At 70.4% G+C, this 15,749-nt stretch carries 8 protein-coding genes and 8 pseudogenes; 5 read left to right on the top strand and 11 right to left on the bottom strand.

Annotated elements, in window-relative coordinates; genetic code table 11:
* Positions 1-73 precede the first annotated feature (73 nt).
* The 6 genes and pseudogenes from G4G29_RS13305 to G4G29_RS13280 all read right to left on the bottom strand — a co-directional run bounded on the left by G4G29_RS13305 (position 74) and on the right by G4G29_RS13280 (position 5,563).
* Positions 74-1,230 (bottom strand): annotated as a pseudogene (locus G4G29_RS13305) (mannitol-1-phosphate 5-dehydrogenase).
* Complete coding sequence (locus G4G29_RS13300; protein WP_183150453.1) at positions 1,227-1,661, bottom strand: PTS sugar transporter subunit IIA; 435 nt, start codon at positions 1,659-1,661, stop codon at positions 1,227-1,229. The pseudogene G4G29_RS13305 and the gene G4G29_RS13300 overlap by 4 nt, the downstream one beginning before the upstream one ends.
* Positions 1,658-3,291 (bottom strand): annotated as a pseudogene (locus G4G29_RS13295) (PTS mannitol transporter subunit IICB). The gene G4G29_RS13300 and the pseudogene G4G29_RS13295 overlap by 4 nt, the downstream one beginning before the upstream one ends.
* Positions 3,288-4,972: pseudogene (gene ptsP / locus G4G29_RS13290) on the bottom strand (phosphoenolpyruvate--protein phosphotransferase). Before ptsP ends, G4G29_RS13295 begins: the two co-directional pseudogenes overlap by 4 nt.
* Positions 4,969-5,249, bottom strand: a pseudogene (locus G4G29_RS13285) (HPr family phosphocarrier protein). The pseudogenes ptsP and G4G29_RS13285 overlap by 4 nt, the downstream one beginning before the upstream one ends.
* Positions 5,246-5,563 (bottom strand): hypothetical protein, encoded by a 318-nt coding sequence (locus G4G29_RS13280; protein WP_183150452.1) that lies wholly within the window; start codon positions 5,561-5,563, stop codon positions 5,246-5,248. The pseudogene G4G29_RS13285 and the gene G4G29_RS13280 overlap by 4 nt, the downstream one beginning before the upstream one ends.
* 165 nt (positions 5,564-5,728) lie before the next feature.
* Here G4G29_RS13280 and G4G29_RS24085 point away from each other — a divergent pair, with 165 nt between their 5' ends.
* From G4G29_RS24085 to G4G29_RS24075, 3 genes are read left to right on the top strand one after another with little or no spacing between them, the layout of a single operon-like run.
* On the top strand, positions 5,729-6,739 hold the full coding sequence (locus G4G29_RS24085; protein WP_345941076.1) for an HTH domain-containing protein: 1,011 nt from the start codon (positions 5,729-5,731) through the stop codon (positions 6,737-6,739).
* Positions 6,679-7,299, top strand: a complete 621-nt coding sequence (locus G4G29_RS24080; RefSeq protein WP_345941181.1) for a PRD domain-containing protein — start codon at positions 6,679-6,681, stop codon at positions 7,297-7,299. Before G4G29_RS24085 ends, G4G29_RS24080 begins: the two co-directional genes overlap by 61 nt.
* Complete coding sequence (locus G4G29_RS24075; RefSeq protein ID WP_345941180.1) at positions 7,272-7,649, top strand: PTS sugar transporter subunit IIA; 378 nt, start codon at positions 7,272-7,274, stop codon at positions 7,647-7,649. Before G4G29_RS24080 ends, G4G29_RS24075 begins: the two co-directional genes overlap by 28 nt.
* A gap of 9 nt (positions 7,650-7,658) precedes the next feature.
* Here G4G29_RS24075 and G4G29_RS13270 read toward each other — a convergent pair whose 3' ends face one another.
* From G4G29_RS13270 to G4G29_RS13260, 3 genes and pseudogenes are all read right to left on the bottom strand, one after another.
* A complete protein-coding gene (locus tag G4G29_RS13270) occupies positions 7,659-7,922 on the bottom strand; it encodes an HPr family phosphocarrier protein (protein WP_183150451.1) in 264 nt (87 codons plus the stop codon).
* Positions 7,923-7,924: 2 nt separating this feature from the next.
* Positions 7,925-9,593 (bottom strand): annotated as a pseudogene (locus G4G29_RS13265) (phospho-sugar mutase).
* Positions 9,590-10,400, bottom strand: a pseudogene (locus G4G29_RS13260) (purine-nucleoside phosphorylase); the annotation flags it as partial. The pseudogenes G4G29_RS13265 and G4G29_RS13260, both read right to left, overlap by 4 nt.
* Before the next feature lie 68 nt (positions 10,401-10,468).
* On the opposite strand from G4G29_RS13260, the gene G4G29_RS13255 reads away from it, so the two are divergent.
* Positions 10,469-11,917 carry an NAD(P)H-quinone dehydrogenase gene (locus G4G29_RS13255; RefSeq protein ID WP_183150450.1) on the top strand — a complete coding sequence of 483 codons (1,449 nt, stop codon included), beginning with the start codon at positions 10,469-10,471 and terminating at the stop codon, positions 11,915-11,917.
* A 63-nt stretch (positions 11,918-11,980) separates the two neighbouring features.
* On the opposite strand, the gene G4G29_RS13250 is transcribed toward G4G29_RS13255, so the two are convergent.
* Both G4G29_RS13250 and G4G29_RS13245 read right to left on the bottom strand, forming a co-directional pair.
* Complete coding sequence (locus G4G29_RS13250; protein WP_183150449.1) at positions 11,981-13,747, bottom strand: biotin carboxylase N-terminal domain-containing protein; 1,767 nt, start codon at positions 13,745-13,747, stop codon at positions 11,981-11,983.
* 78 nt (positions 13,748-13,825) lie between these two features.
* Positions 13,826-14,461, bottom strand: a pseudogene (locus G4G29_RS13245) (Maf family protein).
* 23 nt (positions 14,462-14,484) lie between these two features.
* Here G4G29_RS13245 and G4G29_RS13240 point away from each other — a divergent pair.
* Positions 14,485-15,730, top strand: a pseudogene (locus tag G4G29_RS13240) (TRAM domain-containing protein).
* The last annotated feature ends 19 nt before the right edge of the window (positions 15,731-15,749 follow it).

Genomic DNA, 15,749 nt, shown 5'->3' with positions numbered 1-15,749 from the left:
TCGCTGTGCTCTGAAAACGCCCCCGTCCTCCCGATCGTATCGGGTGGACGGGGGCGTCGATTCCGGAGCGGCGTCAGCCGATGCCGAGGTCTCGCTGACGGGCGGCCACGGCGTCCCGCACGCGCGGGAACAGCGGATGCTCGGGATCGATACCCGTGGTGCGCACGGTGAACGCCGCGGCTTCCTCGGTGCGCAACAGCTCCTGCAGCTCTACCGACTGCTCGTCGGCCGGATCGTCGAACGCGAGGGCCGCGCCGATGGCGGCGACCAGCGCCGCGGTCGGCAGCGAGCGCTCTGCGGCCATCGCGGCAGGGCCGACGAAGCGCTCGTGCCGGGAGATCTTGCGCAGCGGCTGGCGACCCACCCGCTGGACAGTGTCGATGAGCTCCGGGTTGCGGAACCGATCGAGGATGGCAGCGCGGTAGGCGGCGAGATCGAGAGGATCGAGTCCGTGCTCGGCCACGAGGACGGCGGACGTCTCTTCGAGGGCCGCCGACACTGCGACCGTGATCGCCGGGTCCGCCAGCGCGTCGGAGATGCGTTCGATGCCGGCGCGCGCCCCGAAGTACGCGGTCGCCGCGTGCCCGGTGTTCACGGTGAAGAGCTTGCGCTCGATGTAGGGCGCCAGGTCGTCGACGAAGTGCGCGCCGGGGATGCTCGGCGGCGTATCGCCGAACGGACCGGACTCGATCGCCCACTCGAAGTAGGGCTCGACCGTGACGTCGACCCCGGCTCCTGGCGGCTGTGCAGGGACGATCCGGTCCACCGCGGTGTTCGCGAACACCGCACGACGCAGCAGCGCCTCGGCATCCGCACCCGCGGCCGCGGTGACCTCGCGCCGCAGCAGGTCCGTGGCTCCGATCGCGTTCTCGCACGCCATGACCTGCAACGGGGCGGCGTCGGGGGAGCGGAGCGCGAGCCCGGCGACGATGGACGGCGCCACGAACCGCAGCACGGTCGGGCCGACGGCGGTGGTGACGACATCGGCTGTCGACACCTCCTCGGCCACGCCCGCGGGATCGGTGCGGCTGTTCACGGCGCGGAACCCGGTCACGACGTGATCGGTCCCCCGGGGCCGGCCTCGTGCACGGTGTAGGAGTCGGCCGCATTGATCGCGTCGACCAGGGCGTCCGCGACGTCGGAGAAGACGACCTCGTAACCGCCCTGGCGCAGCAGCAGACCGACGAACCCGCGCCCGATGTTGCCCGCCCCGAAGTGGACCGCCTTCATCCCTCGTTCACCTCCGAGAGGAGGGCGTAGAGCTCCTCCGAGGTCTGCGCCGCCGCGAGGCGTGCCACGTCGTCCTCCTCGGAGAACAGGATCGCGATGCGCGACAGGATCTCGAGGTGCTCGTCGCCGACCCCGGCGATGCCGATCACGAAGGTCGCGGGGTCCCCCGACCAGTCGACGCCGCCGTCATAGCGGACGACCGAGAGGGCCGAGGCGAGGATCGCGTCCTTCGCGTCGTTGGTGCCGTGCGGGATCGCGAGGCCGTTGCCCATGAAGGTCGACACGGTCTCCTCGCGCTGTCGCATCGCATCGACATACGCCGGGGTGACGGCTCCGGCAGCGACCAGGATGTCGGTCGCCTCCTGGAGCGCCTCGTCCCGCGTGGCCCCTCCGGGGTGGATGCGGACCTGTTCGGGGGTCAGAACGCTCATTCTGTGTCCTTTCGCTGCTCGCGCACCATCTCGACGACCTCTTCGTACTTGGGCGAGTTCATGAAGTTGTCCACCGAGACATGTACCGAGTTCGGTGACTTGGCTGTCGCGCGCTCCGTGAGCTGCTGCTGCGTGATCACGACGTCGGCGGTGCCGTCGAGATTGGCGATCGCCTGGTTGGTGACGACCACGTCTTCGATCCCGGCCTTCTTGAGCTTGTTGCGCAGGACGCTGGCGCCCATGGCGGACGATCCCATCCCCGCGTCGCACGCGAACACGATGCGTTCGATCGGCGCCGCGGCGACGGCGGTCGTGCTCGGCGCCGCGACGGTCTCGGACGAGGAGGCCGCCGTCGACGTGCGCAAGGCATCCATGGCGACGGACGACTTGCCCTTGTTCGCCTCGGTCTGCGCGATCGCCGCGCCGAAGGTGTCGCCCTCCGCCTCGAGATCGCGCTTTCGCGACGCGCGCAGGATCACTCCGGTGATCAGGAAGGTGACCGTCGCAGCGATGATCACCGAGAGGTACACGACGAGGAGGTTCCCCGCGCCGGGTCCGATGGCGGCTGCCGTCACCGCGATGATGCTCCCGGGGCGGCCGGGAACGCCAGACCGCCGCCGAGCACCATGTTCGTCGTGACACCGGCCGCGCCACCCGCGATGAGGGCGAGGATCGTGGTCGGCTTGCTCAGCGCGTACGGGAAGTAGATCTCGTGGATGCCACCGAAGAACTGGATGATCGCCGCGCCCGGCGCCGACGCCTTCGCCGCTCCGACACCGAAGAAGGTGAAGGCGAGCAGCAGACCGAGGCCGGGGCCGGGGTTCGCCTCGATGAGGAACAGGATGGACTTGCCGGCCTCGGTGGCCTGCTCGATGCCCAGGGGCGTGAACACGCCGTGGTTGATGGCGTTGTTGAGGAACAGCACCTTCGCCGGCTCGACGATGATCGACACGAGCGGCAGCAGGTTCAGTGACACGAGCCAGTCGACCGCGGTGCCGAGCGCCGCGCTGACACCGAGCATGACGGGCCCGAAGGCGAAGAAGCCCACGATGGCCAGGAGCATGCCCAGGATGCCGGCGGAGAAGTTGTTCACCAGCATCTCGAAGCCGGGGCGGATCTTGCCGTCCCACAGCCGGTCCACTTGCTTCATGAGCCACGCCGCGATGGGGCCCATGATCATCGCGCCGAGGAACATCGGGATGTTCGTGCCGACGATCACGCCGACCGTCGCGATCGTCGCGACGACACCCCCGCGCTCGCCGTAGACCATGCGTCCCGCGGTGTTGGCGATCAGCAGCGGCAGCAGGTAGGTGACCATCGGTCCGACCAGGCCGACGTACGCGAGGATGTTGCCGTCGGCGCTCTCTGCGACGGCCGTCATCGCGCCCTGCCAGCCGATCACGGCGGAATCCCCGCCGCCACCGATGATCTCGGCGACTCCCGCCCAGTGCCAGTCGAACGGACTCTCCGCCCCGAAGAAACCCTTGGGGATGAAGAGCATCGTGATGAAGCCCCAGGCGATGAAAGCCGCGATGTTCGGCATGATCATGCCGGAGAGGAACGTGCCGAAGCGTTGCACGCCCACGCGGAGGCCGCCCGGTCGGGTGGCGGCAGGTGACGTCGTCGTCATGATGTCGTCTCTTTCTTGTGGAGGGGGAGAGCCGCGGCGAGCGTCGCTGCGGCGGTTCGGGCGGAAGGGGCGTCGTCGGCGGCCAGAGCGGCCTCGGCGAGACCCCGTGCCTCGGACAGGGTGTGTTGGGACAGGGTGTGCCGCACATCGGCCAGTGCCGACGGTGCCATCGAGAGGCTGGTCGCGCCCAGGCCGACCAGGACGACGGCGAGCAGCGGGTCGGCCGCGGCCTCGCCGCAGATGCCGACGGGCTTGCCGAGACGCGCCCCGGCGTCGCCCACCTCACGCACAAGGCGCAGCACGGCCGGATGCCAGGGGTCCTGGAAGCCCGCGACCGACCCGAGCATGCGGTCGGCCGCCATGGTGTACTGCGTGAGGTCGTTCGTGCCGATCGACGCGAAGTCGGCGTGTGCGAGCACCCGGTCGGCGAGCAGGGCGCTCGCGGGGATCTCCACCATGACGCCGGCCGTGCGCAGCTCGTACTCGCGGGCCAGCCCGGTGAAGTACTTCGTCTCCTCGACCGTGGCCACCATCGGCGCCATCACCCAGAGCTCGGCTTCGGTCTCGGCGTCGGCCTCGGCGAGGGCGGTGAGCTGTTCGCGGAGGATGTCCTCGCTCGCCCGGAGCGCCCGAAGACCACGGAGCCCGAGCGCGGGGTTCTCCTCGTGCGCATCGTTGAGGAAGGCGAGCGGCTTGTCGGCTCCGGCATCCAGCATCCGCACCACGACCTTGCGCCCGGGGAACGCGGCCAGCAGTTCGCGGTACGCCTCCCGCTGCTGGGCGATCGTCGGCGCCTGGGCCGAGGAGAGGAACAGGAACTCGGTGCGGAACAGCCCGACGCCCTCGGCCCCCGAGCGACCGCATCCGCGGCGTCTGCGGGCTTCCCCAGATTCGCGAGCAGTGCGACACGCGTGCCGTCGGCGAGGGCGCCGGGAGTCAGCGGGGCGGAGTCCGCGGAGCGACGAGCGGCAGCGCGCTGAGCCGCGCGAGTCTTCTCGTCTTCGGTGGGCTCTCGCGTGATGACGCCGGCGGCCGCGTCCACGATCACCGTCTCGCCTGTCTCGAGCATGTCGCCGTCTGCGGCGCCGACGATCGCGACGATGCCCTTCTCGCGAGCGAGGATCGCGGTGTGCGATGTGGGTCCGCCGTCGGTGGTGATCAGGGCGAGCACCTGATCGAGGTCGAGCAGCGCGGTGTCGGCCGGGGCGAGATCGCGCGCCACCAGCACGAAGGGATGGCCCGGGGCCGGGACGCCGGGCGCCTCGACCCCGCGAAGGCGTGCGAGCACGCGCTGCGCGATGTCATCGAGGTCGGCGGCGCGCTCGCCGAGGTAGCCGCCGACGGCCTCGAGCGTGGCACGGAATCCGGCGAAGGCGTCATGCACGGCCCACTCCGCCGTCGCGCCGTCATCGATGCGGGCATCGACCTCGTCTTGGAGGGTCGGGTCCTCGGCGATCATCGCCTGCGCCTCGAGCACCTCCTGCGCCGATCCGCCCGCAGCCTGACCACGCGCGTTCAGCTCCTCCGCGACGATCGATACGGCCTCGCGGACCCGTGCGCGCTCGGCGTCGGCGCCCGCGGTGCTCGGCGTGTTCTCGGGTGCCGGCATCGCTTCGGACATGCGGACGACCGGCCCCTGGGCCACCCCGAGGCCGATGCCGACGCCGCGCAGCTCGCTCATCCGGCGGCGTCCTGGTCGTGGTCGGTGGTGAGCAGCTCGGTGAGGGTGTCGAGCACGTCCTCCGCGCCGTCGCCCTCCGCGGTGAGGGTCACATAGTCGCCGTGCTCGACGGCCAGGGCGATGACGCCGAGGATGCTCGCCGCGTTCACGGGCTTGCCGGAGTCCTGGCGATGGTCACCGCGACGCCGGAGTCCTTCGCCGCCTGGGCGAAGAGCTTCGCGGGGCGGGCGTGCAGTCCGTGGGAGGAGCCGATGCGAACGGTGCGGGTGGCGGTCATGGTGTTCCTTTCGGGGTGTCGCCGGCGGCGGCGAGGATCGAGCGGGCGAAGACGAGCGTGCGTGATCCGTCGCGGTCGGCGAAGACGTCGGCCGGGAGCACCGCGACAGGGGCGCTCACGGCGCCGCGGATGGCTTCCACCCGCTCGCCGAGGTGGGGGCCGACGAGGACGAGATCGGGGTCCGCGTCGATGAGCGAACTCTCCATGCCGGCCGCTGCCTCCCAGTCGAGACCGGCGGCCGCTGCCGCGCTGCGCAGGCGCTGCGCGACGAATGTGCTCGACGCCCCGGCGCCGCACACCACGAGGATCCTCATCGATTCCCACCTTCCTGAGAACAGTCTGTGAACAGGGAGGGGCGCCGCGCCAACACGTTCCTTTCCGCCCCCGCGGAACAGCGCCTTCCGCCCTCGAGTACCGGCATGCTGACATCATGGAGACCACGTCGAGACAGTGCGGTCAGCACGCGGAAGGAGAGGACCATGTCGCGCCAGCGCCAGGACCAGCTCCTCGCGACGCTCCTGCGCCAGGAGGGATGGTCGACGGCAGGAAGCCTGGCCGATCTGCTGGGCGTCACGCCACGCAGCATCCGCTCCTACGTCGCCGCGCTGAACGCGCGCACTCCCGGTGCTGCCGCGATCGAATCCGGTCCGGCGGGGTATCGCGCAGGCTCCGGGGCGCGCGGTGCGCTGCGCACGCGGCAGACGGGAGAGTCGGCACCCCGTGACCGGCTGCACGCACTCGTCCGTTCGCTCCTGGACGAGCCGAGGGGGATCGACGTGTTCGACACGGCCGATGAGCTGCACGTCAGCGAGGCGACGCTCGAGGCCGACCTCGCGCGTGTGCGCGGGCTGCTCGAAGGAACCGACCTCCTGCTCGAGCGCGACCGCGAGATCGTGCGGCTGCGCGGCGACGAGGCGGCTCAGCGGCGGCTGCTCAGTCGACTCGCGCACGACGAGATGGACGATGCCTCGTTCCACCCCGAGACGTTCCGCCGTGCGCTCTCCGGCTCCGCGGTCGCCGCCAGCGCCGTTGGTCCGTTCAAGTCGGCCCTGGTGGGTGAGCTCGGCGAGCTGGGGTACTACGTGAACGAGCTGGCGATCGCCGACGTGCTGCTCCATATCGCCATCGCGGCGGACAGGGTCGCCGCCGGCCACGCTCTCGAGGCGCCTCCGGTCGGAGCCCGCGAGGAGATCCCCCGGGTCGCAGCGGTGATCGCCCGACTCGCCGACGAGCACTTCTCCGTCGTTCTCGGGGACGGGGACAGCAACCATCTCGCGTCGCTCGTGCTCACCCGCATCGTCGCGCCGGGGAGGACGCCACTCGCGAGGTCGCGCGCAGCGGGGTCGATGCTTCGGTGGAGGACGCGGTGCGCGCCGAGCTCGCGAGGGCGGCCGACGACTTCCAGGTCGACCTCGTCGACGAGACGTTCGTGCTCCGGCTCGCACTGCACGTGCAGAACCTCCTGCGCCGCGCGGAGGAGAGCGCCTTGACGCGCAATCCGCTCACCCGCTCGCTCAAGACGAGCTACCCGATGATCTTCGAGGTCGCGGTGTCGATCGCGAGTGGACTGCACGACCGCGTCGGCACCCCCATCCACGACGACGAGATCGCCTACATCGCCATGCACGTCGGCGGCCGTCTCGAACGCAGCAGGAAGGCCGAGTCGATCCTCACGGCGACGATCGTGTGCCCGGGATACCAGGAGCTGCACGAACTGCTGCGCTCGAGCGTCGACCGTTCGCTCGGATCGGCGATCGAGGTCACCAGCGTGGTCACGAACGTGGACCCCGACTGGGCGTCCTTCGACACCGACCTCGTGCTCAGCACGATCGAACCCGGGCGATCGGGAGACCGGTTCGTTCGCATCCAGCCGTTCCTGACCGATGCCGATGTGGACCGCATCCAGCAGGCTGCCGCGCGCGTACGACGGAGCAGGAGGCTCACACGGCTCCGCGGCGAGCTCGCCCGCTACTTCCTGGCCGACGCGTTCGTCTTCCCGCTGCCGGACGAGGGGAGGAGGCGATCATCCGCCGCCTCGGTGGCCTCCTGATGCGTGCCGGACTCATCGGCGAGGACTACATCGAGAACACCATCGTGCGCGAGCGGATGTCATCGACCACGTTCACGGATGCGCTCGCCGTCCCGCACGCCTTGCAGATGACGGCCACGCGCACGGCAATCGCCATCGGCGTCGCCGACGGCTCGGCGGCGTGGGGCGGTGGGCGCGTGCAGGTCGTCGCCCTGGCCGCGTTCAGCGAGGGCGATCGTGCCGCCTTCCAGACCGTGTTCGAGCAGCTGGTCGAGGTGTTCAGCGAACGCGAGAGCGTGCAGAGGATCGTGCGGAGAGGTTCGACGTTCGAGGCGTTCCTCGACGAGCTCGTGGCCGTGATCGACGGCTGAGCCCGCGGATCACTCCCGGGGGGCGAGCACCTCGGCGAGTTGATCGAGGACGGCCTCCGATGTGTCGGACGGCGCGGTCTCGAGCACCACCGCATCGCCGGACGCGATACCGAGGTCCATCACCGCCAGGACGCTGCTCAGGTCGACCGTCGTGCCGTCCGCCGTGCGGAGGGTCACCGTCGTGCCGTGCGACTGCGCCAGACGGACGAGCTCGGCCACCGGTCGGGCGTGCGCGCCGTTGTGCGCGCTGACGATGAGGTGTCGCGTCGGCATGGTCAGGAGCGCTCGTCGAGCAGCGTCCGCACGCCGGCCTCGAGTTCCGCCACGGCCGCGCGTGCGCCCTCTGCCGTGTCGGCGCGCGCGTCGATGTAGACCTTGAGCTTCGGCTCGGTGCCGCTGGGGCGCACGATGACGCGCGAACCGTCGCCGAGGAGGTACCGCAGCACATCGCCAGAGGGACGCCCGGGGGCCGCCTGCAGCAGATCCTCGGCCGACGTGATCGAGCGGCCCGCGATATGGGTCGGGGGAGCGTGCGCAGGGCGAGCATGACGGCGCCGATGACCGAGAGATCGTCGACGCGCACCGAGACCTGTCCGCTGGCGAAGTGCCCGTACGTCTCGCCCAGCTCGGCGAGGAGGTCGACCAGCGTCGCGCCGCGATCGCGCGCTTCGGCGGCGAGGCCGAGCACCGCGACGGCCGCGGACACGCCGTCCTTGTCACGGACCGTCTCGGGGTTCACGAGGTAACCGAGGGCCTCCTCGTAGCCGAACACGATGCCGGGGGCACGCGAGATCCATTTGAAGCCGGTGAGCGTCTCGTGGAAGTCCAACCCGTGGTGCGCGGCGACGGCACCGAGGCCGGGAGACGAGACGAGCGAGCACGCGAGCGACGCACCCGGCGTGCCCTCCGCGGCACGGGCGGCTCTCGCGCCGAGCAGGAGGCCGACCTCGTTGCCGGTCAGTCGGCGCCAGCCGTCCGGTGCGCTCTCGTCCGGGACGGCGACGGCGAGTCGATCCGCATCGGGGTCGTTGGCGAGGATGAAGTCCGCCTTCACTCGGCGGGCCCTGGCGAAGGCGAGGTCCATCGCCCCCGGTTCCTCGGGGTTCGGGAACGACACCGTGCGGAAGGTCGCATCGGGAGCGAGCTGTTCCTCGACGACGAAGGGCTGCGGGTATCCGGCGTCCTTCACGATGCGCGAGAGCGTCTCCCATCCGACGCCGTGCATCGCGGTGTACACCCAGCGCATCCCCGTGGTGCCGGCCGGCGCGGGAGCCACGGCGGCGGTCGCGGCGATGTACGCCTCGACGACCTCTTCTCCGGCCGTCTCGTACGCCGTGGAGCGCGACAGCTCCGTCACGGATCGGCTGTCGGCGACGCGCTGGATCTGCGCCGCGATCTCGGCATCCGCGGGAGCCACGATCTGCGAACCCTGGTCGGCTCCGCCGAGGTACACCTTGTACCCGTTGTCGTTCGGGGGATTGTGGCTGGCTGTCACCATCACTCCCGCATCGGCGCCGAAGTGGCGCACGGCGAACGCGAGCACCGGGGTCGGGAGCAGGCGGGGCAGCAGGATCGCACGCAGGCCGGCGCCGGCGAAGAGCTCGGCGGAGTCGGTCGCGAACACGCGCGAGTTGCGGCGGCCGTCGTAGCCGATCACCACGGTGGGGTCGCATCAGGCGTCCTCGCGCGCAGATACGCGGCGAAGCCCGCAGCGGCCTGCGCGACGAGCACGCGATTCATCCGGTTGCTGCCGGCGCCGAGTTCTCCGCGGAGTCCTGCGGTGCCGAACGCGAGACGGGTGCTGAACCGATCGTCCAGCTCGGCGAGCGCGGCGTCCTCGCCGGCGGAGGCACGTGTGATGAGGCCGGCGAGCTCGTCGCGGGTCTCGTGGTCGGGGTCCTGCCGCAACCAGGCGCGTGCCTGGACGAGCCGATCCTCGCTCACAGCGCCTCGACCACCCTGGCCAGCAACGCGGAGATCACCGGCTCGGCTTCGCGTCCGGCCTCGATGACCTCGGCGTGGCTCAGCGGAGTCTGCTGGATGCCCGCGGCGAGGTTCGTGATGAGCGAGAAGCCGAGGATCTCCATGCCGGCCTCGCGCGCGGCGATGGCCTCGAGGGCGGTCGACATCCCGACGATGTGACCGCCGATGTGCTTGGCCATCTGCACCTCGGCCGGGGTCTCGTAGTGCGGTCCGCGGAACTGCGTGTACACACCTTCGTCGAGGCTCGGGTCGATGCTGCGGGCGATGTCGCGCAGACGCTTGGCGTACAGGTCGGTCAGGTCGATGAAGGTCGCGCCCTCGAGAGGGGAGTCCGCGGTGAGGTTGATGTGGTCGCTGATCAGCACGGGCTGACCGGGCTTCCAGGTCTCGCGGATGCCGCCCGCGCCGTTCGTGAGCACCATGATCGCAGCGCCCGTCGCGGCGGCGGTCCGCACGCTGTGCACGACGCGGCGCACGCCGTGGTCTTCGTAGTAGTGCGTGCGGGCGCCGATCACGAGGACGTTCTTGCCGCCGGGGTGCGGATGCTGCGGAGCGTGCCGACGTGGCCCTCGAGGGCGGGCTTGAGAAGCCGGTGACCTCGGTGGCGGGGATGGTCGCGACGGTCTCGCCGATGATGTCGGCGGCCTTGCCCCAGCCGCTGCCGAGGGTGAGGGCGATGTCGTGCTTCTCGACGCCGGTCAGACGCGCGATGTCTGCGGCGGCCTCGGCGGCGACCTCGAACGGGTTCGCGGTCGGGTCGTCGAGGGGTTGCTGTGCGTTTCAGGCATGGATCCACTCTAGGAAGGTGCAGGCTCGGGGGCCAGGATTGGGGAAGAATGGATTCCATGTCTTCCACCACTTTCGAGCGCACTCAGCGCGTCGCCGTCCTCGGCGGCGGTCCCGGCGGTTACGAGGCGGCCCTCGCGGCCGCTCAGCTCGGGGCCGAGGTCACCCTGGTCGAGCGGGTGGGCGTCGGCGGATCGGCCGTGCTCACCGATGTGGTGCCCTCGAAGAGCCTCATCGCGACCGCCGACGCGGCCGTCGCGATCTCCGAGGCGAGCGACCTCGGGGTGAACTTCTACGCCAAGGGAGAGAACGGCAAGCCGCTCAAGCCCGAGATCGCCATCAACCTCGCTGCCGTGAACAAGCGGCTCATCGCCCTCGCCGGCCAGCAGTCGGAGGACATGCGCGCCACGCTCCTCGACGCCGGAGTGCGCATCCTCTCCGGTCACGGCCGGCTCGAGGGACCGACGGCGATCGTCGTGTCGACCGGTCAGGGCGGGACCGACTTCGACCGGGTCGAAGCCGACACGATCGTGGTGGCCGTCGGTGCATCGCCCCGCGAGCTGGACTCGGCCAAGCCCGACGGCAAGCGCATCCTCACGTGGACGCAGCTGTACGACATGAAGTCGCTCCCCGAGCACCTGATCGTGGTCGGATCCGGCGTCACGGGGGCGGAGTTCGCTTCCGCCTACATGAACCTCGGCGCCAAGGTCACGCTCGTCTCCAGCCGGGATCAGGTGCTCCCGGGCGAAGACAAGGATGCGGCGAGCGTCCTGGAGAAGGTGTTCAAGCGCGGCGGCATGCAGGTGCTCTCCAAGTCCAGGGCCGACAAGGTCGAGGTCACGAAGGACGGCGTGACCGTGACGCTGTCGGACGGGCGCACGGTCGACGGCAGCCACTGTCTCATGGCGGTCGGGTCGATCCCGAACACCGCGGGCATCGGTCTCGAGGAGGCGGGCGTCGAGCTCGACGACTCGGGTCACGTGCGGGTGAACAAGGTCGCCCGCACCTCCGTCCCGAACGTGTACGCGGTCGGAGACTGCACGAACTTCTTCCCGCTGGCCTCTGTCGCCTCCATGCAGGGGCGCACCGCCGTGTTCCACGCGCTGGGCGACATCGTGATCCCGCTCGAGCTGATCAAGATCACCTCGAACATCTTCACCGCGCCCGAGATCGCGACGGTCGGCTACGGGGTCAAGGACGTCGAAGACGGCATCGCCGACGGCATGGTCTACAAGCTTCCGCTCGCGGCCAACCCCCGGGCGAAGATGATGGGCATCAAGGACGGCTTCGTCAAGCTCATCGCCCGCAAGGGGTCCGGAACCGTGATCGGCGGCGTCATCGTGGCGCCCAAGGCCTCCGAGCTGATCTACCCGATCGCGGTCGCCGTCGAGCGACGACTGACGGTCGATCAGGTGTCGCGCGTCTTCGCGGCGTACCCGTCGCTGTCGAGCAGCATCACCGACGCCAGCAGGGCGATGCACCTCGTCAACATCTCCTGATCGTTGCGGACATGACGAAGGCGCCCCACCTCGGTGGGGCGCCTTCGTCGTTGCGTCTACGGGTCAGCTGATCGTGAGGAGCTGGTGTCCGGCCGAGACGGTGGCGCCGGCATCCGCGTTGATGTTGCCGATGACGCCGTCCTTGTGTGCCTGCAGCGGCTGCTCCATCTTCATGGCCTCGAGCACGACGACGAGGTCGCCCTTGACGACCTGCTGACCGTCTTCGACGGCGATCTTGACGACCGTGGCCTGCATGGGCGACTTCACGGCGTCTCCCGATGCCCCCGCATTGGCGGTGGTGGCGTGGCTGCGGCGCGACGGCGGCACGGCCGCCGGGCGCCCTGCCGCGCCAGGAGCGACGGCGACACGGTCGGGGAGGCTGACCTCCAGGCGCTTGCCAGAGACCTCGACGACCACGGTGTGCCGCGCCTCGGACGGGGCCTGTGCTTCCAGCTCGCCGTCCCACGCGGGGATGTCGTTGACGAACTCGGTCTCGATCCAGCGGGTGAAGATGCCGAAGTCGCCGTCCACGGCGGTGAAGGCGGGGTCACGCACCACCTTGCGGTGGAACGGGATGACGGTGGGGAGTCCGGCGACCTCGAACTCGTCCAGTGCGCGGCGCGAGCGCTCCAGCGCCTCCGCCCTGTCCTTGCCCGTGACGATGATCTTCGCGAGCAGCGAATCGAACGCCCCGGAGACCGCGTCGCCGGCCGTCACTCCGGAATCGAGACGGATACCCGGACCGCCGAAGGTCTTGAAGACGTGGATCGGACCGGGCTGGGGGAGGAACCCGCGACCCGGGTCCTCGCCGTTGATGCGGAACTCGATCGAGTGGCCCTGCGGCTCGGGGTCTCCGTAGTCGATGGTGCCGCCGGCGGCGATGCGGAACTGCTCGCGCACCAGGTCGATGCCGGTGACCTCTTCCGAGACCGGGTGCTCGACCTGGAGGCGGGTGTTCACCTCGAGGAACGAGACGGTGCCGTCGGCGCCGATCAGGAACTCGCAGGTGCCGGCGCCGACGTAGCCGACCTCCTTGAGGATCGCCTTGGACGCGGAGTAGAGGAGGTCGTTCTGCTCATCGGTCAGGAACGGGGCCGGGGCTTCCTCGACGAGCTTCTGGTGGCGGCGCTGCAGCGAGCAGTCGCGCGTCGAGATGACGACGACGTTGCCCTCGGCGTCCGCCAGGCACTGGGTCTCGACGTGGCGGGGCTTGTCGAGGTACTTCTCCACGAAGCACTCGCCGCGACCGAACGCCGCGACGGCCTCCCGCGTCGCCGATTCGAACAGCTCGCCGACCTCGTCGAGCTCACGCGCGACCTTGAGGCCGCGTCCACCGCCGCCGTATGCCGCCTTGATCGCGATCGGAAGGCCGAACTCCTTCGCGAAGGCGATGACCTCGTCGGCGCCCTCGACGGGACCGGGCGTGCCGGGGGCGAGGGGCGCGCCGACCTTCTCGGCGACGTGACGCGCCGTGACCTTGTCGCCGAGGGCCTCGATCGCTTCGGGCGACGGGCCGATCCAGGTCATCCCCGCATCGATGATGGCGCGGGCGAACTCGGCGTTCTCGGCGAGGAATCCGTAGCCGGGGTGCACGGCGTCCGCGCCGGCGCGGCGGGCGATCGAGAGGATCTTCTCGATCTGCAGGTACGTCTCGGCGCTGGTGGAGCCTCCGAGCGCGTACGCCTCGTCGGCGAGACGGGTGTGCAGGGCGTCCCGGTCCTGGTCCGCGTAGACGGCGACGGAGGCGATCCCGGAGTCACGGGCGGCGCGGATGATGCGTACGGCGATCTCGCCGCGGTTGGCGACGAGCACCTTGGCGATAGCAGGCATGGTTGCCAGCCTAGCGAGAAGGACCCCGATCCCTTTGACGACTCCCCACAAGAAAGACGCGAAAACGTGGAGGGGAGTCTACGACCACAGGTCGGTCCACCGGACCCCGAGCTCGGCGGCCAGGCGCCGCACCGTCGACAGGGACATCCCGACGACCGTGGACGGATCGCCGTCCACCCGGGTGATGAACGCCCCACCGAGGCTGTCGACGGTGAAGGCGCCCGCGACGAAGCGGCTCGCCGGATGCGACGTACGCGTCGATCTCGGCGTCGCTCACATCCGCGGCGAACGTCACCGCCGCCTCGGCGACGGCGGTCGCTTCCCGGGGGCTTCGCCCGGCGCGACGCGGAAGACCGAATGACCGGAGTGCAGCACTCCGGTGGCGCCGCGCATCTCCCGCCAGCGGCGGGTCGCCTCGTCCGGGGTGTAGGGCTTGCCGTAGACCTTCCCGCCGATCGCGAACATGGAGTCGCCGCCGATCACGATGCCGTCGAACTCGCCGGCGGCGGCCAGATCCTGCGCGACCGCAGCGGCCTTGGCGCGCGCGAGCAGCAGCACCAGCTCCGCAGGGGCGAGGGAAGCGCCACGCTCGGCCTCCGCCGCGGCAGCGACCGCGTCCTCGTCGACGTCCGGCGACGCCGTGAGCGGCTCGATTCCGGCCTGGCGCAGCAGCATCAGTCGGGCAGGGGACGTGGAGGCGAGGCAGACGCGCATGTGCACCACCGTATCCTCGAAGGATGACTTCCTCCGCAGCCGACGTGCTCGAACTCGACATCACCGGCATCGCGCACGGAGGCACGTTCGTCGCCCGGCATGAGGGCGCGTGGTCTTCGTGTCCGACGCGATCCCGGGGAGCGCGTCCGTGCCCGACTGATCACCCCTCCGGAGGGCTCGGATGCCGCGACCCGCAGCTTCTGGCGTGCGGAGACGATCGAGGTGCTCGACGCGTCGGAACACCGACGACCGCACATCTGGCCCGAGGCTGACCTGTCGCGTGACCCCGCGGAACGTCCAGGCGGAGCGGATCTCGGTCATATCGACCTCGACCACCAGCGGGTGCTCAAGCGCCAGGTGCTGGCGGAGGCGCTCGACCGGTTCGCCGGCCAGGGTCTCGTCGCGCCGGAGATCGAAGCCGTCGCGTCGGGAGACGGTACGGGATGGCGCACGCGGGTCACCCTGCACGTCGATGAGGCCGGCGTCGTCGGTCCGTTCGCCGCACGGAGCCACCGTGTGATCCCCGTCACCTCCTACCCGCTCTCGCGGCCCGCCATCGCCGAAGCAGCGCTCGCGCTGGGCGGAGAGGCACCGGGACGCATCGAGCTCGTCGAGCCCGCCGACGGCGAGGTGCGCGTGATACGACGCGAAGAGACGGAACGGCCCGCCCGCGTTGCGCGGGGCTTCCGGCGGCGTCCGACCCCCGAGGTGATCCAGGAGGTCGTCGGCGATCGTCGCTTCCAGGTCGATGCCACCGGATTCTGGCAGGTGCACCCGCGAGCCGCGTCGGTGCTGGATGCAGCGGTGTACGGCATCCTGGACGGGCATGTGGACCCCGAGCGCGCACACTACGACCTCTACGGCGGTGTCGGGCTCTTCGCCGCGACCCTCGCCGACCTCGGAGGGTCGGACATCGTGACAGTCGAGTCGAGCGCTCGGGCCACGCAGCACGCCGTCGCGAACCTCGCCCCGGTCGATGTGACCGCGGTGACCGCGCGCGTCGACAGGTTCCTCGCGTCGCGCACCGGCGCCGGGCGCACGGGTGCCGTGATCCTCGATCCGCCGCGCGCCGGTGCCGGCCGTCAGGTGGTCGAGGCGGTGCATGCCTCGTCGCCCGAGGCCATCGCCTATGTCGCGTGCGACCCCGTCGCGCTCGCGCGTGACCTCGGCACCTTCCGGACTCTCGGATGGAACGTCGACCGTCTCCGTGGTTTCGACCTGTTCCCCCACTCGCACCACTTCGAGGTCGTCGCACTGCTCACCAGGTGACCGCCGCCGTGGGGGTCCG

Source organism: Microbacterium sp. Se63.02b, assembly GCF_014171575.1.
In the GTDB taxonomy this organism is placed as follows: Bacteria; Actinomycetota; Actinomycetes; order Actinomycetales; family Microbacteriaceae; genus Microbacterium.
Note: the sequence above shows the minus strand (reverse complement) of the source record. Positions and strands in the feature narration are given on the sequence as shown.

Excerpts from the sequence above, each read along its gene's own strand:
- G4G29_RS13300 (WP_183150453.1), bottom strand. The coding sequence starts at position 1,661 with ATGAGCGTTCTGACCCCCGAACAGGTCCGCATCCACCCCGGAGGGGCC.
- G4G29_RS13280 (WP_183150452.1), bottom strand. The coding sequence starts at position 5,563 with ATGAGGATCCTCGTGGTGTGCGGCGCCGGGGCGTCGAGCACATTCGTC.
- G4G29_RS24085 (WP_345941076.1), top strand. The coding sequence starts at position 5,729 with ATGTCGCGCCAGCGCCAGGACCAGCTCCTCGCGACGCTCCTGCGCCAG.
- G4G29_RS13270 (WP_183150451.1), bottom strand. The coding sequence starts at position 7,922 with ATGCCGACGCGACACCTCATCGTCAGCGCGCACAACGGCGCGCACGCC.
- G4G29_RS13255 (WP_183150450.1), top strand. The coding sequence starts at position 10,469 with ATGGATTCCATGTCTTCCACCACTTTCGAGCGCACTCAGCGCGTCGCC.
- G4G29_RS13250 (WP_183150449.1), bottom strand. The coding sequence starts at position 13,747 with ATGCCTGCTATCGCCAAGGTGCTCGTCGCCAACCGCGGCGAGATCGCC.